Annotated in this window: 20 protein-coding genes; 8 read left to right on the top strand and 12 right to left on the bottom strand. The window is 55.9% G+C overall.

Going from position 1 to position 23,646, the window contains the following annotated elements; all coding sequences use genetic code 11:
- Positions 1-59 precede the first annotated feature (59 nt).
- A complete protein-coding gene (infA, locus tag V6942_RS05210; protein WP_001040187.1) occupies positions 60-278 on the top strand; it encodes a translation initiation factor IF-1 in 219 nt (72 codons plus the stop codon).
- Positions 279-388: 110 nt separating this feature from the next.
- Here infA and V6942_RS05215 read toward each other — a convergent pair whose 3' ends face one another.
- The 3 genes from V6942_RS05215 to clpS form a co-directional block, all read right to left on the bottom strand.
- On the bottom strand, positions 389-619 hold the full coding sequence (locus V6942_RS05215; RefSeq protein ID WP_106924458.1) for a DUF2554 family protein: 231 nt from the start codon (positions 617-619) through the stop codon (positions 389-391).
- A 183-nt stretch (positions 620-802) separates the two neighbouring features.
- A complete protein-coding gene (gene clpA / locus V6942_RS05220) occupies positions 803-3,079 on the bottom strand; it encodes an ATP-dependent Clp protease ATP-binding subunit ClpA (protein ID WP_106924459.1) in 2,277 nt (758 codons plus the stop codon).
- Positions 3,080-3,108: 29 nt separating this feature from the next.
- On the bottom strand, positions 3,109-3,429 hold the full coding sequence (gene clpS, locus V6942_RS05225; RefSeq protein ID WP_035896358.1) for an ATP-dependent Clp protease adapter ClpS: 321 nt from the start codon (positions 3,427-3,429) through the stop codon (positions 3,109-3,111).
- Between the two features lie 394 nt (positions 3,430-3,823).
- Between clpS and cspD the strand changes: the two genes are divergently transcribed.
- A complete protein-coding gene (cspD, locus tag V6942_RS05230) occupies positions 3,824-4,045 on the top strand; it encodes a cold shock-like protein CspD (RefSeq protein ID WP_064548719.1) in 222 nt (73 codons plus the stop codon).
- Positions 4,046-4,122: 77 nt separating this feature from the next.
- Here cspD and macB read toward each other — a convergent pair whose 3' ends face one another.
- Together macB and macA are read right to left on the bottom strand one after the other, a co-directional pair.
- Positions 4,123-6,063 (bottom strand): macrolide ABC transporter ATP-binding protein/permease MacB, encoded by a 1,941-nt coding sequence (gene macB, locus V6942_RS05235; RefSeq protein ID WP_333500885.1) that lies wholly within the window; start codon positions 6,061-6,063, stop codon positions 4,123-4,125.
- Entirely contained in the window at positions 6,060-7,175 is a 1,116-nt protein-coding gene (gene macA, locus V6942_RS05240; protein ID WP_106924461.1) for a macrolide transporter subunit MacA, read from the bottom strand. The genes macB and macA overlap by 4 nt, the downstream gene beginning before the upstream one ends.
- A 162-nt stretch (positions 7,176-7,337) precedes the next feature.
- Between macA and V6942_RS05245 the strand changes: the two genes are divergently transcribed.
- Both V6942_RS05245 and V6942_RS05250 read left to right on the top strand, forming a co-directional pair.
- Positions 7,338-8,291 carry a VirK/YbjX family protein gene (locus V6942_RS05245; RefSeq protein ID WP_106924462.1) on the top strand — a complete coding sequence of 318 codons (954 nt, stop codon included), beginning with the start codon at positions 7,338-7,340 and terminating at the stop codon, positions 8,289-8,291.
- A 173-nt stretch (positions 8,292-8,464) separates the two neighbouring features.
- Positions 8,465-9,421 carry a VirK/YbjX family protein gene (locus V6942_RS05250; RefSeq protein ID WP_182929199.1) on the top strand — a complete coding sequence of 319 codons (957 nt, stop codon included), beginning with the start codon at positions 8,465-8,467 and terminating at the stop codon, positions 9,419-9,421.
- Here the strand turns inward: V6942_RS05250 and V6942_RS05255 are convergent.
- Positions 9,418-11,076 (bottom strand): ATP-dependent endonuclease, encoded by a 1,659-nt coding sequence (locus V6942_RS05255; RefSeq protein ID WP_106924464.1) that lies wholly within the window; start codon positions 11,074-11,076, stop codon positions 9,418-9,420. The genes V6942_RS05250 and V6942_RS05255 overlap by 4 nt on opposite strands.
- A gap of 374 nt (positions 11,077-11,450) precedes the next feature.
- Between V6942_RS05255 and aqpZ the strand changes: the two genes are divergently transcribed.
- The 4 genes from aqpZ (at position 11,451) to hcr (ending at position 16,010) form a co-directional block, all read left to right on the top strand.
- Positions 11,451-12,143 carry an aquaporin Z gene (gene aqpZ / locus V6942_RS05260; protein ID WP_182929200.1) on the top strand — a complete coding sequence of 231 codons (693 nt, stop codon included), beginning with the start codon at positions 11,451-11,453 and terminating at the stop codon, positions 12,141-12,143.
- A gap of 190 nt (positions 12,144-12,333) precedes the next feature.
- Complete coding sequence (locus V6942_RS05265) at positions 12,334-13,233, top strand: lysine exporter LysO family protein (RefSeq protein ID WP_182929201.1); 900 nt, start codon at positions 12,334-12,336, stop codon at positions 13,231-13,233.
- Between the two features lie 145 nt (positions 13,234-13,378).
- Positions 13,379-15,031: a hydroxylamine reductase gene (gene hcp, locus V6942_RS05270; protein ID WP_106924467.1), complete on the top strand. Its 1,653-nt coding sequence runs from the start codon at positions 13,379-13,381 to the stop codon at positions 15,029-15,031.
- Between the two features lie 10 nt (positions 15,032-15,041).
- Positions 15,042-16,010 (top strand): NADH oxidoreductase, encoded by a 969-nt coding sequence (gene hcr, locus V6942_RS05275; protein ID WP_106924468.1) that lies wholly within the window; start codon positions 15,042-15,044, stop codon positions 16,008-16,010.
- A gap of 65 nt (positions 16,011-16,075) precedes the next feature.
- On the opposite strand, the gene V6942_RS05280 is transcribed toward hcr, so the two are convergent.
- From V6942_RS05280 to V6942_RS05305, 6 genes are all read right to left on the bottom strand, one after another.
- Complete coding sequence (locus V6942_RS05280) at positions 16,076-17,179, bottom strand: hypothetical protein (RefSeq protein ID WP_106924469.1); 1,104 nt, start codon at positions 17,177-17,179, stop codon at positions 16,076-16,078.
- 156 nt (positions 17,180-17,335) lie between these two features.
- Positions 17,336-18,505 carry an MFS transporter gene (locus V6942_RS05285; protein ID WP_197974840.1) on the bottom strand — a complete coding sequence of 390 codons (1,170 nt, stop codon included), beginning with the start codon at positions 18,503-18,505 and terminating at the stop codon, positions 17,336-17,338.
- Positions 18,506-18,915: 410 nt separating this feature from the next.
- A complete protein-coding gene (locus V6942_RS05290; protein ID WP_333500886.1) occupies positions 18,916-20,652 on the bottom strand; it encodes a CocE/NonD family hydrolase in 1,737 nt (578 codons plus the stop codon).
- Positions 20,649-21,587: an MBL fold metallo-hydrolase gene (locus tag V6942_RS05295; protein WP_182929205.1), complete on the bottom strand. Its 939-nt coding sequence runs from the start codon at positions 21,585-21,587 to the stop codon at positions 20,649-20,651. The genes V6942_RS05290 and V6942_RS05295 overlap by 4 nt, the downstream gene beginning before the upstream one ends.
- The gene (locus tag V6942_RS05300; protein ID WP_106924472.1) at positions 21,584-22,522 is read right to left on the bottom strand and encodes an alpha/beta hydrolase; all 939 of its coding nucleotides are present in this window, start codon (positions 22,520-22,522) and stop codon (positions 21,584-21,586) included. The genes V6942_RS05295 and V6942_RS05300 overlap by 4 nt, the downstream gene beginning before the upstream one ends.
- A gap of 1 nt (position 22,523) precedes the next feature.
- Positions 22,524-23,642: an FAD-dependent oxidoreductase gene (locus V6942_RS05305; RefSeq protein WP_182929206.1), complete on the bottom strand. Its 1,119-nt coding sequence runs from the start codon at positions 23,640-23,642 to the stop codon at positions 22,524-22,526.
- Positions 23,643-23,646: the final 4 nt, after the last annotated feature.

A 23,646-nucleotide genomic window follows, 5' to 3' on the forward strand; every position in this document is an offset into this window, starting at 1 on the left:
ATGAACTTCGGCATTATCTTGCCGGTTCAAATTACGGTAGTGATACCCCAGAGGATTAGATGGCCAAAGAAGACAATATTGAAATGCAGGGTACCGTTCTTGAAACGTTACCTAATACCATGTTCCGCGTAGAACTGGAAAACGGGCACGTGGTTACTGCACATATCTCCGGTAAAATGCGCAAAAACTATATCCGCATCCTGACGGGCGACAAAGTGACTGTCGAGCTGACCCCGTACGACCTGAGCAAAGGCCGCATTGTCTTCCGTAGTCGCTAATCGCCGCAGATAATGAGCGTTGGCGCCCTATTCGCCGAGCGCTATTTGCCGAAAACTGATGCCCTGCTTATGCGGGGCATTTTTTTATGTATTAAAACGGTATAGCGTGACTAGCGTAACGCCGCTTCGGGTTTGCGCGATTTTTGCCAGTGATGGTGTTCACGCAAGCCTTCCGCCGACTCTTCCGCCACTGCACGTAGTTCATCGCTATCAGCTTCATGGCGTAGCTGGTGATCGGCATTTTTTACCCACAGATACTGATGACCTTTATGACCCGCCATCAGTTGTCCTGAAAATAACGCACAGGTGAGTAAAATCACCGACAACGCTTTCGTCAACATCATGCCACCGTTTGGTTATATTCTTCCGCCATCATGCCAGTCGCTACGTCGGGTTATTATTCGGCAGTTAAAATTAGCGCAAACGGATTGTCAGTGATAAATACAGAGATAATGCCGAGAGAAACCGCATAAAAAAACCGAGCGGCTAAGCGCTCGGTTTTTATTTCATGACTAATTAGATCGTCAGTGCGCCGCTTCCGGCTTATGTTTCTGCGCGCTGTGGAAACCGTAGGTCAGCTCGTTTTTCTCTTTATCGAGCGCCACGGTGACCTGCCCGCCGTCCACCAGCGAACCGAACAGCAGCTCGTTAGCCAGCGGTTTCTTCAGGTTATCCTGAATCACACGCGCCATCGGGCGCGCACCCATCGCGCGGTCGTAGCCTTTATCGGCCAGCCAGTTGCGGGCCTCCTGGCTCACTTCCAGCGACACGCCTTTCTGATCCAGCTGTACCTGCAGCTCGACGATGAACTTATCCACCACCTGATGGATCACATCGGTAGACAAGTGATCGAACCAGATAATGTTGTCCAGACGGTTACGGAACTCCGGCGTAAAGATCTTTTTGATCTCTTCCATCGCGTCGGTGCTGTTGTCCTGTTGGATAAGCCCAATCGATTTACGCTCGGTTTCACGCACGCCAGCGTTGGTGGTCATCACCAGCACGACGTTGCGGAAATCAGCCTTACGCCCGTTGTTATCGGTCAGCGTACCGTTGTCCATCACCTGCAGCAGCAGGTTAAAGACGTCCGGATGCGCTTTCTCGATTTCGTCCAGCAGCAGCACCGCGTGCGGATGCTTGATGACCGCATCGGTCAGCAGACCGCCCTGATCGAAGCCTACGTATCCCGGAGGCGCGCCAATCAGGCGACTCACCGTATGGCGTTCCATATATTCGGACATATCGAAACGCAGCAGCTCAATGCCCATCGCTTTCGCCAGTTGGACAGTCACTTCCGTTTTACCCACCCCGGTCGGGCCCGCAAACAGGAAAGAGCCCACCGGGCGATGCTCGTGGCCAAGACCCGCGCGGCTCATCTTAATGGCTTCGGTCAGCGCGTCGATGGCTTTATCCTGGCCGAATACCAGCATTTTCAGACGGTTGCCAAGCGTTTTCAGCGTATCGCGATCGCTCTGGGAGACGCTTTTCTCCGGGATACGCGCAATGCGTGCCACCACAGATTCGATATCCGCCACGTTGATCGTTTTCTTACGCTTGCTCACCGGCATCAGACGGGCGCGCGCGCCAGCCTCATCAATGACGTCAATGGCCTTATCCGGCAGATGACGATCGTTGATGTATTTTACCGCCAGCTCCACCGCTGCCCGTACCGCTTTCGCGGTGTAGCGAACGTCGTGGTGCGCTTCGTACTTCGGCTTCAGACCGTTGAGGATCTGCACGGTCTCTTCCACCGACGGCTCGGTAATATCAATTTTCTGGAAACGACGCGCCAGCGCCCTGTCCTTCTCAAAGATATTGCTGAATTCCTGATAGGTGGTTGAGCCCATCACGCGAATCTTACCGCTCGACAGCAGCGGTTTGATCAAGTTGGCGGCATCGACCTGGCCGCCGGACGCCGCACCCGCACCGATAATGGTGTGGATCTCGTCAATGAACAGAATACTGTTGGTATCCTGCTCGAGCTGCTTGAGCAGCGCTTTAAAGCGTTTTTCGAAATCACCGCGATACTTAGTCCCCGCCAGCAGCGAGCCAATATCCAGCGCATAAATTGTGCAGTCGGCCATAATTTCCGGCACGTCACCGCGCACGATACGCCATGCCAGCCCTTCAGCAATGGCCGTTTTACCGACGCCAGATTCCCCCACCAGCAGCGGGTTGTTTTTACGACGGCGGCACAGTACCTGAATGGTGCGCTCCAGCTCTTTGTCGCGACCAATCAGCGGGTCAATCCCCCCGACGCGAGCAAGCTGATTAAGGTTGGTGGTGAAGTTTTCCATACGTTCCTCCCCGCCTGCTTGCTCTTCGTTAGGCTGCTGATTTCCGGCGTCGGAAGACTGGCTCGGCTCGTCTTTGCGCGTACCGTGAGAAATGAAGTTCACCACGTCGAGGCGGCTGACTTCATGCTTACGCAGCAGATAGGCGGCCTGCGATTCCTGCTCGCTGAAAATCGCCACAAGTACGTTGGCGCCGGTCACTTCGCTGCGCCCGGAAGACTGGACGTGGAAAACCGCGCGCTGCAGAACACGCTGGAAGCTGAGCGTAGGTTGCGTTTCGCGCTCTTCCTCACTGACCGGCAGCACCGGCGTGGTTTGTTCAATGAAGGCTTCGAGTTCTTGACGCAGCGCCACCAGGTCGACCGAACACGCTTCCAGCGCTTCGCGGGCCGATGGGTTGCTCAGCAGAGCCAGCAACAGATGCTCGACGGTCATAAACTCGTGACGGTGCTCGCGCGCTCTGGCGAAAGCCATATTTAAACTGAGTTCCAGTTCTTGATTGAGCATAGGCACCTCCCCCAATTTTCATGCCTGTATCAGGCTTGTTCCAGCGTACACAGCAGCGGATGCTCGTTCTCCCTCGCGTACTGGTTCACCATGGCCACTTTGGTTTCGGCGACTTCTGCCGTGAAAACACCACAAATGGCTTTACCCTGATAGTGAACCGTTAGCATCAGCTGTGTTGCGCGTTCAACATCATAAGAAAAGAATTTTTGTAACACGTCAATAACAAACTCCATCGGAGTGTAATCATCATTGACCAATATCACTTTATACATTGACGGGGGTTTAAGCCCATCCTGAAGTTTGTCTGCCGAAAGCTGGTCGAAGTCCAGCCAGTCTCTGGTCTTACTCATTGTCAGTCATCATCGTCGGTATCATCACTTGCTGCTGACGAGGCTGCGTACACTTCAGGGCCCGTTTTATCACCGGAATTAATGACACATCCCTCGTTTATCACGTTACCCATCGTTCATGTGTATACAGCTTCTCAATTTACTGTAGATCATAGATAACTATCACCTATAGCTGTCATTCGCGAACTCTGTCACATTCCCGTCAATAGCGTTAACTGCTTCAAATTTTGGCGCATTTTCCCCCTTCACTCCTCCTCAAACGCTTGACGCACTGTACGAAATATCTAAATTGTACTGGCGAGAGTTGGTGAGGTTTTGAACAACTCCTGACTCCACCACCGGTTCATTCCATCTACTTATAAACGTATAATAGTGTTACGAAGGATGTCGAAGTATGGAAATGGGTACTGTTAAGTGGTTCAACAATGCCAAAGGGTTCGGTTTCATTTGCCCGGAAGGCGGTGGCGAGGACATCTTCGCCCATTACTCCACCATCCAGATGGATGGGTACAGAACGTTAAAAGCCGGGCAAGCCGTCCAGTTTGATGTCCACGAGGGGCCGAAAGGTAATCATGCCAGCGTGATTATCCCCGTGGAAGCAGAAACAGCCGCCTAGTTTACTGCCCCATTGTGTACATCCCGCTGTCAAAATGCCAGTCCTTCTGACTGGCATTTTTTCATTTATTTTCGCCCTTATTCCCGCGCCAGCGCATCCACCGGATCGAGCCGCGCGGCGTTACGTGCCGGCAGCCAGCCAAAGAGTACGCCGGTTAAGGTAGAGCAGATAAATGCCGTCAGCAGCGCCAGCGGCGAGAAGCCTATCTCCCAGCCCGGCAGCACCAGCTGAAGCAGCAGCGCAATCATCAGTGAGAGGGTCACCCCCAGCGCACCGCCGACCAGACAAACCAGAACGGCTTCGATTAAAAACTGCTGCAGCACGTTACTCGCCCGCGCACCTACCGCCATCCGAATACCAATTTCACGCGTCCGTTCCGTCACCGACACCAGCATAATATTCATCACGCCGATACCGCCGACCACCAACGAGATCACCGCGACCAGCGTTAAGAACAGCTGTAATGTATGTGTGGTGCGTTCCGCCGTTTTCAAGACGCTGTCCATGTTCCAGACGAAGAAATCTTTTTTTCCGTGGCGCAGCGTCAGGAGTCGGGTCAGCTGCTCTTCAGCTATTCCGCTGTCGTAGCCCTCTTTGACTCTGACGGTAATCGAATTGAGCCACGCCTGGCCCATCACCCGCCCGGCCATCGTTGAATAGGGCATCCAGACGCGCAAAATTTTGCTGCTGCCAAACATCGACTGCTTCTCATCCGCCACGCCAATCACCGTCGCGGGCGTGTTACCCACCAGAATCACTTCTCCGACCACGCGGGCTTTGTCAGGGAACAGCTGGCGGCGCGTATTGCTGTCCAGCACCACCACCTGCGAGCGCTCGGCCGCCTGCACATCATTAAAGGTATTCCCTTCGCTGAAGGTCATGCCGTAAACGTTAAAGTAGTGCTGCCCGATGCCCTGCACGCTGGCGGCTACGTCGATATTGCCCGCGCGAATGCGCAGGTTTTTTGATACCGACGGCGTTACCGAACTGACCCAGGACTGCTTTTCAATCGCCAGCAGGTCGTCATATTTGAGCGACTGCTGATACTGTGGGTCATCATCGCCGAAATCTTTGCCTGGATAGACGTCAATCGTATTGGTCCCGATGGAGCGAATATCTGCCAGCACCATCTGTTTCGCCGCGTCGCCCACCACCACAATCGAGACCACCGATGCAATGCCGATAATGATCCCCAGCATGGTCAGCAGCGTCCGCATTTTGTTGGCGACCATCGCCAGCCAGGCCATCGACAGCGCTTCGCGAAAGCTGTTGTTGAACTGCCGCCAGCCGGAAGCATCCTGCCGCGGTGGCGCAGGTGCCGTAACCGACGTCGGCCGCGCCGGTGGATTGTGAATTATTTCACCGTCGCGAATCTCAATCACCCGTTCCGCCTGCGCGGCGACCTGCGGATCGTGTGTCACGATAATAATGGTGTGCCCCTGCTCTTTAAGCTGATGCAGAATCGCCATGACCTCTTCACCCGAACGGCTGTCCAGCGCGCCGGTGGGTTCATCGGCCAGGATCACCTGACCGCCGTTCATCAACGCACGGGCAATACTCACCCGCTGCTGCTGGCCGCCGGAAAGCTGCGACGGCGCGTAGTCCACGCGATCCGCCAGCCCCAGACGCTGCAACAACTGCTTTGCCCGCTCAAGCCGCGCCTTACGATCCTGCCCGGCATACACTGCCGGAACCTCCACGTTCTGCGCCGCCGTCAGGTGCGACAGCAGATGGTAGCGCTGGAAGATAAAACCAAAGTGCTCACGCCGCAGCGCCGCCAGCGCGTCGCCGTCAAGCGTCGCCACGTCGGTCCCCGCCACGCGGTAGGTGCCGCCGGTGGGTTTATCCAGGCAGCCCAGAATGTTCATCAGCGTTGATTTGCCCGAGCCGGAGGCCCCGACGATCGCCACCATTTCCCCGGCGTTAATCTGTAGCGAAATGCCTTTCAGCACTTCCACGCTGCCGTCACCGGAGGGATAGCTGCGCCGAATATCGGTCAGTTCAAGCAGTGCGGTCATTTTGCCGCCCCGGCTTTACCCTCACCGATAATCACTTCATCGCCCGCTTCCAGCCCTTTGGCAATCTCCACATCGGTATCATTACGCGCGCCGATCACCACTTCACGGGTTTTGACTTCACCGTTGCGCAGCAGGCGGACGTTGTAGCGATTGTCGCCCACGTTATCGCCCAGCGCCGACAGCGGAATGGTCAGCACGTCGTTCACGCCGCCCAGTTGGATATGCACCTGCGCGGTCATTTCCAGGCGCAGTACGCCGTTCGGGTTCGGCACTTCAAAACGCGCATAGTAGAAGATGGCATCGTTCACTTTTTCCGGCGTTGGCAGGATGTCTTTCAACGTCCCTTCATAGCGCGTCAGCGGATCGCCAAGCACCGTAAACCAGGCCTTCTGCCCCGGCTTAAGGTGGATCACATCAGCCTCGGAAACCTGCGCTTTCACCAGCATGGTGCTGAGATCCGCCAGCGTCAGAATGTTCGGTGCCTGCTGCGCGGCAATCACCGTTTGCCCCTGTAAGGTGGTAATTTGCGTCACTTCACCGCGCATCGGTGCCACGATGCGGGTGTAGTCGAGGTTAGTTTTCGCCGTATCAAGCGAGGCCTGGTTACGTTTAATCTGGGCATCAATGGTGCCAATTTGCGCCTGTTTAACGGCCATATTGGTTGCGGCTGTATCCAGATCCTGGCGCGAAACGGCCTGCGTTTTTGCCAGTTGCTGCTGGCGAGCGTAGGTCACGCTCGCCAGCTTCCACTCGGCTTCCGCCTGCCTGCGCTGCGCGCGCAGTTCCATCAGCGTAGCGTCGACTTCTCGAATCTGGTTTTCCGCCTGTTCAGGATCGATAACCCCCAGAAGCTGATCTTTCACCACTTTATCGCCGATATTGACTGACAGCGTTTTTAACTGCCCGCTCACCTGCGCGCCAACGTCAACTTTGCGCAGCGCATCAAGCTTACCGGTGGCGAGCACGCTCTGCTCCAGCGCGCCTTTACGCACAATCAGCGTTTGGTAATTGGGCAACGGCGCGTTCAGCATTTTCCAGACGGCAATCAGCGCCACTGCCGCAACGACGATCGCTATCCCATACCGCTTTTTGAATTTTCCCTTAATGTTCATAAAAATCCTGAATTCCAGAAATATTTCGACAAAATGTGCAGACCAACTTCAACAATGGTTAAACGGCTGATGAAAAGTCCTGGCTAAAACTGGCGTATTGCTAATTGATTCAATTGAGTGATGTTAAAATCATCATTCATATGTAATTCTGGATAGTTAACCATGTCACAGCTCAGCGATAATTCATTCGAGACGTCCCGCCAACCTACCGCCCTCGGCCTCTTTTTCAGCCTGTTCAGCGGCCAATGGCGCCCAGGTGAATTCTGGCACCAGCGCAGCTTCCGGCGGAAGTTTATGCTGCGTTCTTTACTGATGCCGCGCCTGAGTCGTGAATGGATGAATGAGCTGTCCCATTGGTCTCATCTGAGCACCCTGCTTACGCGCCAGCCGCGTCTGCCGGTGCGCCTGCATCGCCCGTATCTGGCGGTTAACTTTAGCCGCCATCAGGTGCTGGATGCGCTGCGCTATCACTATACCCTGCTGTCCGAGGCCATGTCCTCAGAAGAGTTTGCCACCTACCTGAATACACAGGCCCTGCCGCTGGCGCAAATTGAAGGTAAAAATGGTGACATCTTTACCCTTGAGCTGACTATGCAGATTAATCTGGATAAAGAGGGTGATAGCACCATTCTTATCCGCAACGCTGACGGCGACGTGTTGGCCGAAATGACCTTCACCCTGCTGAATTACCACAACCAGCGCACGCTGTTTATTGGCGGCCTGCAGGGCGGTAAGCGCAATCTGCCGCACGAAGCGATTCAGAATGCCACCAAGTCCTGCCACGGCTTGTTCCCGAAACGCCTGGTCATGGAAGCCGTTTGCCGCTTTGCCGAGCGCCTGCACGTGGAGCAAATTCTGGCCGTCAGCAACGAGGTGCACATTTTCCGCGGCGAACGTTACCAGGATAAGAACAAAAAGATCCTTTCAGATTATGACACCTTCTGGGAGGCCGTGGGCGGCGAATGCGATAAAGAAGGGTACTTCCATATTCCTGTTGCCATCGCGCGTAAAGATATTGCTGAAATCGCAAGTAAAAAACGCGCAGAGTACCGCCGTCGCTATGAGCTTCTGGATGCCATTCAGAGCCAGATGTCGGGGCTTTTTAGCCAGCCTTAATGTCCCTTCCCGCGCGCTGATAACATGGCGCGCGGGAAATGAACAAAAATGAACACGACCAAACCTAAACAATTCATAAACAAAGCATAAACTTCACAATCTTTGCATTTGTTGAAATTTCATTGAAGATCCCGCTGATTAAATGGGCAAAACCTCCAAATGAGATTTTTCTTATGTCGAGCATTGCCGCAATTCCACACTCCACTCTTCCGCAACCAGAATCCAGCTGGCAGCTTTTTCGGCTGCTGTCGACCGGCGCATTAACGCCGGGCCGCGCGTGGAAAAACCCGGCGTACCGACGTAAATTCCTGCTGCGATCGCTGAGCACGCCGCGCATGACCGGCAAACTGCTGGGGAGCCTGGCAAAACAGCCGCATCTGATGGAGATCCTTCGCGTACAGCCCGGCCTCCCGTGCCGTCTGCACCGCCCCTGGCTGTGCACGCACATGAGCCATCAGCAAACCATCAATGCCCTTTGCTGGCACTATCGGCAGATGCTGGATACGCTGCCGGAAAACGTCGCCAGCGACTATCTGTCAACGCACGGTGCGCTGCTGGCCACGCTCACCGGCAAAGATGAACAGCAGTACAGCATTCGCCTGTGCGCCGACGCAATGCTCGACAAAGAAGGCGAAGCTACGCTGACCTTCCACGACCAGAACCAGACCATACTGGCGGAGCTGACGTTTACCCTGTGCCAGTACAACGGCGTGAATACGTTCTTCGTCGGCGGCCTGCAGGGTGCGAAGGCCGATGTTCCGCATCAGCTTATCCAGAGTGCGACCAAAGCCTGTCACGGCCTGTTCCCGAAACGGCTGGTGGTGGATGCCATGTTAACGCTGGGCACGCTGCTGTCGGTCGAGCACGTACGTGCGGTCAGTAACGAAACGCATATCTATCGCAGCCTGCGCTACCGCCGTAAGAAACGCGGTAAACTGCATGCGGATTACAACAGCTTCTGGGAGTCGCTGGGCGCGGCGGCCGATGGCGAAGGGGATTACGTTTTACCGCTGGCACTGCCGCGTAAAACCATGGAAGAGATAGCCAGTAAGAAACGCGCCGAGTATCGACGCCGCTACGAGCTGCTGGACGCGCTCCAGCAGCAGGTTGCACAGACCGTTCAGCCTTAATCCGCTTTCCCGCGCGCCAGCCAGACCACGCGGGAAAACATTTTCTTCAGCAACGGCGGCACCGCCTCCACGCCGCGCCGCCCGGCTTCCATCGCCACCTCAATGGCGAGATCCGGCTTTGATGAACGGTGAATCGCCTTGGTGATGACCCGACGCATATTCATCGGCACATTGTCAGGCAGCTGCGCCACGCGATGGTAGACGGTGGCGAATCCCTGCCGATACATAAAGTGTTCCATATCCGGCGCGGGCAGCGTAGTCAGATGATGATGTTCCGCCTCGCGATCGTTGTTCAGCAGACCGCGCACCGTTGCAGCATACTTTTTCCCCGCCTCATCGCCGTCGACCAGCACGTGCCATTCAATGCCCATGCGGCGAGCAAATTTCACCAACGGCTTCAGCCCGGACTGGGCAAACTCAATGACCTTCACCCCCTCCGCATCAAAGTGATGACCACACTGGCGCGCCAGTTCGTTGATAACCCAGGTCTCCGTTTCCCCTTCGACCAGCAGCCAGCAGCGTGCAAAGAGCGATGAGGCGCGGTTAAAGCGGATATGAAACGAAATTCGCCGGCTGTCTTCGGCATTCATTCCCTCGGGCCCCAGACGCCATGCAGACACGCGGGACGACTCGCGCACCAACCGGCAGACGTTTTGCATCGGCGTCAGCGACAGCAGCTCGCCGGAATTGGTGGTCGCCACCCGCTGTAAAGGCAGCAGGTTCAGCAGGCTCCAGGCCACCGACAGCATAATCGGATGCAGCCGCGTTTCCGGGTCTTCCACCAGCAGCAGCGGACGCGCATCTCTATCGAGCTTGACCGCTCCCTTGGCCTGCAGCAACGTGGCAAACATGCCCAAAAGGATCACCCGGTGGTTGCGCGCGCCGGGTTTGTCGATCATCCGATTGATCAGATCCAGATAACGCCAGCTGCGCTGCTCATCGTGCGAGCGGCGGCGCATCAAACGCTGAATCGCCGGGCCAGAGCCTTGCTCAGAAAAGTAGTGTTCCAGCAGTTGCCCCATGGCCGCCAACCCCTGACGGATTTGGCCATCGCTGAGATTCTGCGGGCTGGTGACCAGCTCACGGGAAAGGAAATCGAGCTGACGAGCGGTGATTTCCACGTCGGGAACATCCGGCACGGTGCCGCTGCGAATGCGTCGCATAAAGCGCGCATCGCGCAGGCGCAGTACCGGCATCAGCCGGATCAGCTCGCGGGCCTGGGCGTCAATATCCGCAATGTCCAGCGCCTGGCCGTCGCTATCAATAAAGCTGCGTAGCGTCAGCACGCTGCCGTCGGCGGCCAGCTCGCCTTCCAGGCGGTAAAAAATGCGCCGATAGCCGTCATCGCACAGCGACCAGCAGTCGGATAACCCGCGATAGCGTCGCCCCCGGTAGCGGCCAGGTTCATTTTCGCGGAAGGTGAGAATAATATGCAGATGGTGTTCACGGCCCTGGACGTCGCCGGGCGGGAACCAGAAATCATTATGCACAAAGTGGTACAGCGCATCGTGCGGCGAAAGCAGCAGCGTCAGCGCGTCGAGTAAACTCGATTTACCCCACGCGTTTTCGCCGATTAAGACGTTATTCTCCTCCAGCATTAACGACAAACGGTTAATGCCGCGAAACCCTGCAATCTCGGTGCGCTCAAGAAGCATAACTCCTCCGTAACACGATAGCGGTCATCCTTTCGTTATCGGCAGTATAGCGGCATGCGCGGCGCTTGACACCCGGCGCGGCCCCCACTTTCTGACGGACTGATGTTTTATTAACCACTGAAAGTAATAAAGTGCGCTCGCTATCACCTTCCCCGATTATTCTGAAAATAATGCACTACACTCAAAATCAAAGAATGAATTGCTTAAGGAATAACACCACATTGTTTTGTATCAAAGTTCAGGTACTTATTTAACTGGTGAAGGGATGACGTTCGTTTTTAAAATAATGAGGACTATGCCTGCCACCCATTTTGGTAGGGATATATTCAGTCGTCACCCTTTATGACGATAATATTTTTTAATTCGAGGTGGTTATGTTTAGAAAATTGGCTGCAGAGTGCTTCGGCACCTTCTGGCTGGTATTTGGTGGCTGCGGTAGCGCCGTTCTGGCGGCAGCGTTTCCAGAATTAGGGATTGGCTTTGTGGGCGTTGCGCTGGCGTTCGGTTTAACCGTTCTGACCATGGCGTTTGCCGTGGGCCATATTTCAGGCGGCCATTTTAACCCGGCGGTCACGCTGGGCCTGTGGGCCGGCGGCCGTTTCCCGGCGAAAGAGGTGATTGGCTATATTGTCGCACAGGTTGTCGGCGGGATTATTGCGGCAGCCGTACTGTACTTAATTGCCAGCGGTAAAGCGGGCTTCGATGCGGCAGCCAGCGGTTTTGCTTCCAACGGCTACGGCGAACACTCCCCTGGCGGCTACTCTATGCTGTCCGCTATCGTGATTGAAATTGTTCTGACCTGCGGCTTCCTGCTGGTTATTCACGGCGCAACCGATAAAAACGCGCCGGCAGGCTTTGCGCCGATCGCCATCGGCCTGGCACTGACCCTGATTCACCTGATCAGCATCCCGGTCACCAACACCTCCGTTAACCCGGCGCGTAGCACCGCGGTAGCTATCTTCCAGGGCGGCTGGGCGCTTGACCAGCTGTGGCTGTTCTGGGTCATGCCAATCATCGGCGGTATCCTGGGTGGTGTGATTTATCGCACCCTGCTGGAAAAGAAATAAGCCGCCTGCCGGTCTGATAGGCATAGCGCCATCAGGCAGTATCAGGCACATTGCCGGATAACGGCATAGCCTTACCCGGCCTCCAAAGACCCGACTCTGTCGGGTCTTTCTTTTTTCGTGGCTTTACTCAGAATGGGGTTTTCGGTAGTGTCTGTGCGCTATTTCAACACTGCAAGGAACTGAGCACGCCATGTTATCGGGATTGCTAATCATTCTGGTGCCACTCATTATTGGCTACCTTATTCCCCTCACCCACCGCAGCGCGCTGCAGCTAATCAACCGTCTGCTGAGCTGGATTGTTTATCTGATTCTGTTTTTTATGGGGATCAGCCTGGCCTTTCTGGATAATCTGGCGACCAATCTCTTAGCCATCTTCCACTATTCCTCTATTAGCATTGTGGTTATTTTATGCTGCAATATCGCGGCGCTAATGTGGCTGGAAAAAGTGTTGCCCTGGGGTCACCCACACCATCAGGAAAAATTACCCTCGCGTCTCGCGATGACGCTGGAATCATTAAAGCTGTGCTTTGTGGTTATTGCCGGGTTCGTCCTTGGGCTGAGCGGATTATCCTTTTTGCAGCATGCCACCGACGCCAGCGAATATACGCTTATCTTCCTGCTGTTCCTTGTCGGCATCCAGCTACGAAATAGCGGCATGACGCTCCGACAAATTATTCTCAACCGCCGCGGTATGGTGATTGCGCTGGTCGTCGTCGCCAGTTCGATGGTCGCCGGGGTGATAAACGCGTTTCTGCTTGGGCTACCGCTTAAGACCGGCCTGGCCATGGCTTCCGGCTTCGGCTGGTATTCGCTGTCCGGCATTCTGCTGACCGACGCCTACGGGCCGGTTATCGGCAGTGCGACCTTCTTTAACGACCTGGCACGCGAGCTGCTGGCGATTATGCTGATTCCCGGTCTGGTTCGCCGCAGCCGCTCTACCGCCCTCGGCCTGTGCGGTGCAACGTCGATGGACTTTACGCTGCCCGTTCTGCAGCGCTCCGGCGGCGTCGAAATGGTGCCGCCAGCGATCGTCCACGGCTTTATTCTGAGCCTGCTGGTGCCGCTGATGATGGCCTTCTTCACCGCCTGATACCTCCTTGGCGGTAGCGACGGCTGCCGCCAAAATTGCGCTAAATCAACCTCCCTTTAAGTTGCACGAAAAAGCCCTTTTCAAGGCTTAGCACCAGGCTTACCCTTAAACATGTATATTAAATATAACTTTAAAAGGTGTGACCATGTTTTGTGTGCAATGTGAACAAACCATCCGTACTCCGGCAGGGAACGGCTGCTCTTATGCACAGGGTATGTGCGGTAAGACCGCTGAAACATCCGATCTGCAGGATCTGCTGATTGCCTCCCTGCAAGGTCTGTCCGCATGGGCGGTGAAAGCTCGCGAATACGGCATTATCAGCCATGACGTCGATAACTTCGCCCCGCGCGCGTTCTTCTCTACCCTGACTAACGTTAACTTCGATTCCCCGCGTATTGTTGGCTATGCCCGTCAAGCCATCGCCATGCGTGAAGCGCTGAAAGCGCAGTGCCTGGCCGTTGATGCTAACGCCACCGTTGATAACCCGATGGCAGAGCTGCAGCTCGCCAGCGACGACCTGGGCGCTCTGCAAAAGCAGGCTGCGGAATTTACCCCGAATAAAGACAAAGCGACCATCGGCGAGAACATCCTCGGCCTGCGTCTGCTGTGCCTGTACGGCCTGAAAGGTGCGGCAGCTTACATGGAGCACGCCCACGTTCTCGGTCAGTACGACAACGATATCTATGCGCAGTACCACAAAATCATGGCGTGGCTGGGTACCTGGCCTGCCGATATGAACGCTCTGCTGGAGTGCTCAATGGAAATCGGCCAGATGAACTTCAAAGTGATGAGCATCCTGGACGCCGGTGAAACCACCAAATACGGTCACCCGACCCCGACTCAGGTCAACGTTAAAGCAACCGAAGGTAAATGTATTCTGATCTCCGGTCACGACCTGAAAGATCTGTACAACCTGCTGGAGCAAACCGAAGGGACTGGCGTGAACGTCTATACCCACGGTGAAATGCTGCCAGCGCACGGCTATCCGGAGCTGCGTAAATTCAAACACCTGGTCGGTAACTACGGCAGCGGCTGGCAGAATCAGCAGGTTGAATTCGCCCGCTTCCCGGGCCCAATCGTGATGACCTCTAACTGCATCATCGACCCGACCGTGGGTGCCTACGACGACCGTATCTGGACCCGTAGCATCGTCGGTTGGCCAGGTGTGAGCCACCTTGAAGGCGACAACTTCGGTCCGGTCATCGCTCAGGCTCAGCAAATGGCGGGCTTCCCGTACAGCGAAATTCCGCATCTGATCACCGTTGGTTTCGGTCGCCAGACCCTGCTGGGCGCTGCGGATACCCTGATTGACCTGGTCAGCCGCGAAAAACTGCGTCACATCTTCCTGGTCGGCGGCTGCGACGGCGCGCGCGGTGAACGTAACTACTTCACCGATTTCGCCACCAGCGTACCGGACGACTGCCTGATCCTGACCCTGGCCTGCGGTAAATACCGTTTCAACAAACTGGAATTCGGCGATATCGAAGGTCTGCCGCGTCTGGTGGATGCCGGTCAGTGTAACGATGCTTACTCTGCCATCATCCTGGCGGTCACCCTGGCGGAAAAACTGGGCTGTGGCGTGAACGACCTGCCGCTGTCTCTGGTGCTCTCCTGGTTCGAACAGAAAGCGATTGTGATTCTGCTGACCCTGCTGTCGCTGGGCGTGAAAAACATCGTCACTGGCCCGACTGCGCCTGGCTTCTTCACGCCGGACCTGCTGGCTGTGCTCAACGAGAAATTCGGTCTGCGTTCCGTGACCACCGTTGAAGAAGATATGAAGCAGCTGCTGAGCGCGTAAGGAGTAAAGAATGACAATGCCAACTCATCAGTGCCCGTGGCGGATGCAGGTTCACCACATCCATCAGGAAACGCCGGATGTATGGACAATTTCGTTGCTGTGCCACGACTATTATCCGTACCGCGCCGGGCAGTATGCACTGGTCAGCGTACGTAATTCAGCGGACACGCTGCGTGCCTACACGATTTCTTCAACGCCGGGCGTTAGCGAATACATTACGCTGACCGTCCGTCGGATTGACGAAGGTGCAGGTTCACAGTGGCTGACCCGCGACGTGAAGCGCGGCGACTATATCTGGCTGTCCGATGCCATGGGTGAATTCACCTGTGAAGATAAAACAGAAGACAAGTTCCTGATGCTGGCCGCCGGCTGCGGCGTGACGCCCATCATGTCAATGCGTCGCTGGTTGGCAAAATACCGCCCGCAGGCCGATGTGCAGGTGATCTTTAACGTGCGTTCGCCGCAGGATGTCATTTTTGCTGACGAATGGCGTGAATATCCGGTGACATTAGTCGCTGAAAACAACGCCACCCACGGCTTTGTTTCTGGCCGACTCACTACCGCACTGCTGCAAAGCGTGCCGGATCTGACTTCGCGTACCGTGATGACCTGCGGCCCGGCGCCGTATATGGATCTGGTCGAGAAAGAAGTGAAAGCGCTGGGCGTGACGCGCTTCTTTAAAGAGCAGTTCTTCACACCTGTTGCCGAAGCCGCCACCAGCGGCCTGAAGTTCACCAAACTGCAGCCAGCGCAACAGTTCTATGCGCCGGTGGGCACCACGCTGCTGGACGCGCTGGAAAGCAATAAAGTCCCGGTTGTCGCCGCCTGCCGTGCGGGTGTTTGCGGCTGCTGTAAAACCAAAGTGGTTTCCGGTAATTACACGGTCAGCAGCACCATGACGCTGACCGACGCGGAAATCGCCGAAGGGTATGTACTGGCCTGCTCCTGTCATCCGCAGGGCGATCTGGTGCTGGCGTAATTCTACGCCCCCTTCCCCACAAGCCGCCCGCGCATACCGGGCGGCTTTTTTTATGCCCGTTGGCGTCAGTACAGCAGTCCGAAATGCAGGGTTAACGCCTGATCGCGCCGTTCCCCCTTCAGACCGTCATTGCGTGAATAGGCCACGTTCATCATGGCGCCATGGCCGAAGTTAACCGATGCCCCGATTGACGTATGCAGACTGGTCGGGTCTTTTACCACCGTATTGAGATCGTTTTTAACCTCCTGGTTAACGCCCAGTTCCAGCATGGGTGCAATGTTTCCCGGGCGAAGGTCGGTATCCTCAAATCGCGCGTTGGCCGTTATCATGGCGTAAGCGTCATTTGGCCCTTCCGTACCGTTCACCGTGTTGCCGAACGTATCTTCAACATCATTGTAATGGTTATCCTGATAGGCCACTTTTAACGTCGGATGGAATGCCCACCCTTGTGGCAGAAAGCCTAACGACTGCCGGGTAAACGTCCCCACGAGGCTAAGCTGGGCGTAAACCCGGTTCCAGTCCTGATCGTAGCCATATTTCATACCACCACCCAGAGGGATATGCGTCTCACCGTCGGCCCAAAAGTACTCTGCGCGGGCAGCAAGCCCCCACCAGGCGTTAAACTTCTGCACGATATCGCCGCGTACGCCGTACCCGAGGTCGCGGGTCTGACCATCGTTGTGAATAAAGTTGATGATCTGCTTCTCCGTAAAGACCCCAATCCCAAGCAACGTGTCCTGAGAGGGCGCGTTCAGATACTCAAGCTCAATACGGCCTGCGCGCGAATAAACCTGAGTCTGGTTCTTATCGCGATAGTTAACGTTGGCAAACCCGCCCAGCTTCAGGAATCCATGGCTGCTGTCTCCCGGGAGAGAATAAAACAGATCGACCGGTAACACGCCGACATTGGCGGAATCTTTATAACCAGAGGTTCGCCCCGTTGCCCGCGAGTCCTCTATTTCCGCCCGCGCCTGGCCAATTCGCGCCTGTACGGTGCCATAATCTTCATAGCTGTTAAATTCGTACATTAACCCGGCCTGCGCCAGATTATAGATAATCGCCTCACCCTGACTCAGTGGCGGCATACCCGCCCCCTCAGCATAGGCGCCTTTACTATTTATTATCATCAGAACAATAACTGCCAGCAGCGTGTTTGTTTTCGTTTTCATCTGTTTATTTCCGTTTATGATGCCGTACGTCGTCTTATCAAGACGTCGTCGCCATCTATTAATATTATTAGTAGGGTTTTTGAAATATCAGAAAAAAGTACCGTCTGTGTTTATCGTTTACGCCTGAATAAAATAAATCGAAAAATAAAATAGCGTTTATTCGACGGGTTCCGGCAGCGCTATTGTTTTGCTGCGCACGCGTAGCCGTGTCGCATTAAATAAAATGACCTGTACTGCGGCAATAAAACATGCGGCAATACCAATGGCCTCAAAGCTAAAGAGTTTCACTAAGGTTCCGCCAAGGAAGGGGCCTACTGCGGCGCCGGCCATCATCATTGCCGGCGTTCCCGCCACGGCGCGGCCGGATAAATCCAGGCGCGCGAGCAGACCAAACGCGAAGGTATGGGTAAACAGAATAGTAAACGCCATTCCCCCTCCGCTCAGCGCATACAGCAGATAGTTATCGCTGTGGGTCGCCATCATCGCGAAAAATGCCTGAAATAGCGGACCAATACAGATAACCACCGTGGCGCTGAGCCGTTTTTCGAGCAGCGCGGCAATCGGCGAGGGGAAAATGGCAACGATGCCGTACCCCACCAAAGCCAGGGTAACCAGCTCAACGCCGAAACCTCTGGCAATGCCCAACCTTTCGTAGAAAGATAACGTCATAGCCTGTGCGGTACAGAGTAGCGCTATCCCGACGATGCAGAACCACACTTCCCGGCCAAGCGGCGCGGTGGTGGCGGCGTTTTTTGTCTCGCTGACGGCGAAGGCGATAGGGAAAAAGAGCAGCGATGCCACCGCGGCCAGCGCCATCAGGCCGCTTAACATCAGAAACAAAGTTGGCCCGCCGAACCGGGCAATCATCCCCGGCGCCACGCCGAGAAACACGATCCCCAGAATACCGATAGCCAGCCCTGCCAGCCCGAATAGTCGGTGCGGGTTAGCGCAGTGCCCAACCGTGCCGTGCGTCACGCTCAGCGCGGCCCCTACCGCCAGGCCACAGACAAAATGCAGGGCCACCAGCAGGCTATAATCCCGCGTCAGCGCGCTGGCCATCAGCAGCAGCGCACCGCAGCCAAAACCGGCCACCACCACCCGCCGGCCGTTTAACTGATTGAGCCGCGGGGCAATCGTAATGCTCGCTAAAGACGCGCCGAGCAGAAATAACGTCGGCAGCCCACCGGAAGCCTGCGGGTCGAAACCATACAGCCCGACCAGCGTCCCCACCCAAACCGGCAGCGCGACCAGATCGACCATCCCGGCGCAGTGCGCGAGCATAATGGCGGCAATGCCGCGTTTATTGACATGAACTCTGGATGTCACGATATAACCCTCTTTATTTAAGACCGTTAGAATAAACCTCTTTTCTCATACATCAGGCAGCCATAATGAATACCGACATTTATTACCGTTGTATTTAACGATAATAAATGGATATCTCAGGCCACCGTCATAAATATTCCTGCAGCGCGTAAAAACAGCGCACAGCAAAACCAAGGAAATTAACTTTCCTTGTAAAGAAAGCCATTATAACTCAGACATCAAAAGCCTTCGCTGGCGGCAATTAACCCTGAGCTATAACGTTTTATATATGACTACAATGAAATTTACATCTCTCTCAGAGGACGGCTTTCATTCACACTCCTTTTTTGAAGACAACGATTCACCTGACGTTAATCATTAACGCCTGACGGGCTCTATTTATTGTTAATAAAAGTCGGATCGTTTTTTTATTATTTTCTCAGTAAGTGATATTCGTTAACGACGCTATCGTGCGGTCTGTGATTCGCCTTCGGCTGGGCAACAAACGGCAAGACTAAACGCGACGGGTGTGCGGCATCCCGATAAATGATATGCGTGACCGGCTGCCCTACCGGCAGATGATAGGCGTCAGGCGGCAGCAGAGAATTGTGCTCATCCACCATCGGCTCATTGCACATCAGCTCGACCACCAGCTTGTGCCCGATACAAAAATCATTGGCAAAAGGATAAATGCGCACCACATATTCGTTGATGGTTCCCGGTTCCACGGGCACGCTGCGGGTATGCGGATGATGCGGGTTGCCTTCCGTCGTCCGGGCGTCCAGCTCGCGGTGCGACGCCTTGAGAAAACCGGTTGAAACTAGTTGACGCTTGCCGGATGGCGCTTCATCCCACAGTCGCAGAATTAAGTTGGTATCAGGCTGGTCGATCTCGACAAACAGATGCGCAGCCCCCACGCCATGTACCGACGTCACCGCGTCAAAAGGATCGGTGGACCACGTCAATTTCTCGACTTTGTCGGTAATGGTGAGCGGCGCCTGGAAAAAACCTTCCGGGTAAGAAATATCGGCGCCGTAAGCCTCTGGCTCAGGGCTCAGCTTGCCGCGCGTACGCAGATAAAGCGGTTGATAGCCGACCGCTTTCACCGGCCACTGCTCGCCGGTACTCCAGCGGCGGGTTCCCTCAACGTGCACCTTGACGGCGGGCTCATCCATAATGCCGTTATCGATCCCTTTCAGCCAATAGTCATACCAGCGGAACATGGTGTCATGCTCATCCACCCACGGCCGCGTTTGCATCGGCGGGTAGGGCCCGATCTCCAGCTTTTTGGGGCACTGTAACTGGTCAAACAGCGCAATCGTGCCGTCAACGGTCCAGCCACGCCCCTGATTGATTTGCAGATAAACGGGAATATCTATGTTTTTTGCCAGGTTAATCGGATTCTGTTCTTCATACCATTCGCCGTCGACCTCATTGGTGATGATATCGAACCAGGATTCATGGTGAATAGGGTAATGAAGAATGTGCACCATATTGGGCCAGGCGGCGACGTCAGGGTCCGCAAGCCGTGCGGCAACGCGCGACTTGATTTCTTCCGGGGTATAGGTTTCCAGCATCCGCGACTTATGACGGTGCGTAAAGGCCCAGCCGGAATCGCCTCCGCGCCCTTCGCGAGCCGCGCGCGGCATCAGCCACATAATGCCGCCATGGTAGGTGGTTTCATAAAAATCAAAGTGACCGCCGCTGACGAAAATGGCTTTCAGACTTGGCGGCCGCTCAGAGGCGGCAAACACCTGCATGGAACCAAAGTAGGAAATACCGATCATCCCGACGCAACCATTACACCACGGCTGCGCGGCAACCCATTCGATAAAATCGTAGGCATCCTGACCCAGCGGTACGCCGCCCGCGTTGTAATTACCGATGTGTTCACCTTCAGACGCCCCGGAGCCTCGCACATCACCAATCACATGGACATACCCCTCCTTCACGACCCGCGTAATATCACCCGCTTCAATACAGCCGTCCCACAGCGGGGAGGGACGTTTTTGTGGAGGAATAGTCAACGCCAGGGCCTGCAGCTCTTTGCCATACGGGCTCAGCGCGATTAACGCCGGACGCGGTTCATCACCTTCCGCATGATAAGCGTCTGCGGCCAGGTGAACGCCATCACGCATAGGGACACGTAAGTCTTTCAAAACAATCATGAGCGATATCCTTGGTTAAAATAGCCGTGCATCGTAGTGAAAAAAGGAGAAGGTTCAAGCCGCGGGTCGCCTTCATATAACAGCGCTTCGGCGATGCAGCAGTACGGCGAACATAGGGCCTGGGCAATATCCCCGGCGTCCGCCCCGACTTCGACGACGGCATGACGCACCCGGGCTTCAATATCGAGACTTTCCTGGATTTTATCCGCCGCCTGCTGTCGATTGAGCACCACGCCAAGCGGCGCTTCCCCCTGGCTGCGATAGGGATGCCCGAGGAACAGACGTTCCGGCTGGACGGTATCGCGCAGATGCCGCAGGCTGACGCGATAGGCGTCCGGATCCACATAGCCCGGAAAACCGTTAGCCGCCCCGTGGATCTGCACCGCATCACCGACAAAAACATCCCCCTGCCCGATGACTTCATAAGCCACCGAGCCCGCCGAATGGCCGGGCACGGAGTGCACTCTGATGCGCAAATCCGCCCCCAGCGACAGCTCGTCGCCATCGCGAACGATCACGTCGGGCTCCATTTCACCGGAAATGGCGGCCAGACAGGCCGCCGAGAGCCTGGCCTCACCCTGCGGATCGTTGATATAGCGCCCTCGTCCCTGCAGATACTCCTCGACGTGGGTCCGCCGCGAGCGCAGGAACGGCACATCGGCTTCATGAATCACGACCTTCGCTTTTCGGCCGGTCATTTCCCACAGCGCACAGGCGCCGCCAATGTGATCAATATGGCCATGCGTCAGCAGGATCCAGCGAATATCTTCCACCCGCCGCCCGAGTGCGCTGAGGCCCGGCGCAATCCCGACCGAAGGCGAACTGGCGATCCCGGTATCGATAATCACCGGTTCGCTGCTATCAATAAAAAAGCTGTACAGGCCAAAGCGCCCCCACTCGGAGTACAGCGGATGAATGTCCACAGCCTTGCTCATCGCGTCCCCCGCAGGAACGCCGCCGTTTCAGCGTAAACGCCCTGAAATTCAGGCAGCCAGGAAAAGTGCTGAATAAAGCCGTGTCCAGCCCCTTCATAGCGATGCACCTTCACCGCCACACCCGCTTGCGCCAGCTTTTGCCCATACCGTTCCCCCTCATCGCGCAAAGGATCGTACTGCGCGGTAACAATCAGGGCCGCAGGCAGCCCGGCCAGATTCTGCCGTTTGATTGGCGAGACCAGCGGGTTTTGCGGATCGGCCCCGCTATCGAGGTAAAACGCATTAAACGGTTTGAGCATGGCGGTTTCCAGACCATAGCCAACCGCGTTGGTTATCCGTGATGCATAACGCGTGCTATCGAAATCCAGATCGACGGACGGGTAGTAAAGCACCTGATGCGTAATACACTGCAGTCCGTCATCAAGCGCCATGGCGGCGACCGCAGCGGCGTAGTTGCCGCCCGAGCTATCGCCCGCCACGGCCAGTGTCTGACCGTCCCAGCCCATTCCCGTTCCCGCCTGCGCGCCGTATTGCGCCAGCCATTTTACGACCGCATAGCAGTCTTGCAGACCGGCAGGGAAAGCATGTTCAGGCGCCAGCCGGTAGTCCACGGCCACGACGACGCACTGCGTGGCGCGGGCGAGCTCACGGGCGACGTGATCGTGGGTATTCAGGCTACCGAGGAAAAAGGCACCGCCGTGAAAATAAACCACTGCGCCGTGCGTCGCCTGGTGGTCTGGCGTATAGAGACGTACGTTAACTTCACCGGCCTGTGTTGGCAGCGTGCGGTCCTCAACCGACGCCATGGGCAGACGGTTCTCCTGCCGCGCCGCCTGCTGCTCTTCCCCCGCGCGCATCGCCTGTGGGTTTAACGGCCCCGGCGGTGGCGGCGGGAGGGTGCTGAGAAAATCGGCAATTGTCGTGTGCAGTGTCATATTATCCCCAGGTGGCAATCTCGCCTTCGTGCTGATTTGGAAATACGCTCTGAATTTCATCTTCGCTCCACCCCTGGCGGGATAAGCGCTGTAATTCATCGGTCATCGGTTTACGTTTCGCGGTAAAGTTCGCCAGCGCCTGGGCGAGGGACGGTTCCTGCGCAATGCAATCGGCCAGAATTCCGGCATCCAGCACCGCCGAGTTTGCCCCCTGCCCCTGGTGATGGCACATGGCGTGCGCCGCATCGCCAATCAGCACCACGCAGCGGCTGTTCCAGGTATCCACCGGGTCGATGTCATACACCGCGCGCAGGTTCACCTGCGCCATATCCAGCCCTTCGGTGATGTGAATAAGCCGCGGATCGAACCCCTGTACGACTCTGAGCAGCTCCGCTTTATTCAGAACCGGCACCGGCGACGCATCCGCTGACAGGCAGGTCACATCAAACGACACTTCATGGCGGTGCAGCAGCGGCAGCAGATAAATCTTGGTGCCCATTCCCACGTACATGCGCAGGTTGCCGTCGTCCACCATTCCGAAGGTATCGCGCGCCGGGATCACCACGCGATAGGCATGTTCACCGGCGAATACCGGCGGTTTATCGCTGAACAGCTGCTGGCGGACCTGCGAACGAATACCGTCGGCGGCGATCACCAGATCAGCGTCGATGGCGACGCCGTTGGCGAATTCCACGCGAGCCCCCGTGCCGTTATCCACAATACGCGTCAGGCGGTGATCGAACTTCACCATCTCCGGCGGCAGTACGCTTAACAGCGCCTGAATAAAGTCACCGCGATGCACGAAATGCGTTGAGGCGCCGTACGTGTGCTTTTCCGGCCACTCTTCCATCGCAATACGCTGCCCGTCCTTGGTTAAAATTTCGAAATAGTCGCTTGCGGAGGTGACGGCCTTAATCACCTCAACAATGCCGAGCTTTTGAAATTGCGCCATCGTGGAGGGCCGCAGGCCAATACCCGCGCCCACTTCTCGCGACTCTTGCGCCTGTTCATAGACCGTCACGTTGGCCCCCAGCAGCTTCAACGCGTGGGCCGCCGTCGCGCCCGCATAGCCTGCGCCAATCACGGCAACGTTCAGATTTTTTATTATTTGTGGCGTCATGAGG

Origin of the sequence: Kluyvera genomosp. 2 (genome assembly GCF_036759865.1) — a bacterium.
GTDB lineage: Bacteria > Pseudomonadota > Gammaproteobacteria > Enterobacterales > Enterobacteriaceae > Kluyvera > Kluyvera ascorbata_B.

Excerpts from the sequence above, each read along its gene's own strand:
- infA (WP_001040187.1), top strand. The coding sequence starts at position 60 with ATGGCCAAAGAAGACAATATTGAAATGCAGGGTACCGTTCTTGAAACG.
- V6942_RS05215 (WP_106924458.1), bottom strand. The coding sequence starts at position 619 with ATGTTGACGAAAGCGTTGTCGGTGATTTTACTCACCTGTGCGTTATTT.
- clpA (WP_106924459.1), bottom strand. The coding sequence starts at position 3,079 with ATGCTCAATCAAGAACTGGAACTCAGTTTAAATATGGCTTTCGCCAGA.
- clpS (WP_035896358.1), bottom strand. The coding sequence starts at position 3,429 with ATGAGTAAGACCAGAGACTGGCTGGACTTCGACCAGCTTTCGGCAGAC.
- cspD (WP_064548719.1), top strand. The coding sequence starts at position 3,824 with ATGGAAATGGGTACTGTTAAGTGGTTCAACAATGCCAAAGGGTTCGGT.
- macB (WP_333500885.1), bottom strand. The coding sequence starts at position 6,063 with ATGACCGCACTGCTTGAACTGACCGATATTCGGCGCAGCTATCCCTCC.
- macA (WP_106924461.1), bottom strand. The coding sequence starts at position 7,175 with ATGAACATTAAGGGAAAATTCAAAAAGCGGTATGGGATAGCGATCGTC.
- V6942_RS05245 (WP_106924462.1), top strand. The coding sequence starts at position 7,338 with ATGTCACAGCTCAGCGATAATTCATTCGAGACGTCCCGCCAACCTACC.
- V6942_RS05250 (WP_182929199.1), top strand. The coding sequence starts at position 8,465 with ATGTCGAGCATTGCCGCAATTCCACACTCCACTCTTCCGCAACCAGAA.
- V6942_RS05255 (WP_106924464.1), bottom strand. The coding sequence starts at position 11,076 with ATGCTTCTTGAGCGCACCGAGATTGCAGGGTTTCGCGGCATTAACCGT.
- aqpZ (WP_182929200.1), top strand. The coding sequence starts at position 11,451 with ATGTTTAGAAAATTGGCTGCAGAGTGCTTCGGCACCTTCTGGCTGGTA.
- V6942_RS05265 (WP_182929201.1), top strand. The coding sequence starts at position 12,334 with ATGTTATCGGGATTGCTAATCATTCTGGTGCCACTCATTATTGGCTAC.
- hcp (WP_106924467.1), top strand. The coding sequence starts at position 13,379 with ATGTTTTGTGTGCAATGTGAACAAACCATCCGTACTCCGGCAGGGAAC.
- hcr (WP_106924468.1), top strand. The coding sequence starts at position 15,042 with ATGACAATGCCAACTCATCAGTGCCCGTGGCGGATGCAGGTTCACCAC.
- V6942_RS05280 (WP_106924469.1), bottom strand. The coding sequence starts at position 17,179 with ATGAAAACGAAAACAAACACGCTGCTGGCAGTTATTGTTCTGATGATA.
- V6942_RS05290 (WP_333500886.1), bottom strand. The coding sequence starts at position 20,652 with ATGATTGTTTTGAAAGACTTACGTGTCCCTATGCGTGATGGCGTTCAC.
- V6942_RS05295 (WP_182929205.1), bottom strand. The coding sequence starts at position 21,587 with ATGAGCAAGGCTGTGGACATTCATCCGCTGTACTCCGAGTGGGGGCGC.
- V6942_RS05300 (WP_106924472.1), bottom strand. The coding sequence starts at position 22,522 with ATGACACTGCACACGACAATTGCCGATTTTCTCAGCACCCTCCCGCCG.
- V6942_RS05305 (WP_182929206.1), bottom strand. The coding sequence starts at position 23,642 with ATGACGCCACAAATAATAAAAAATCTGAACGTTGCCGTGATTGGCGCA.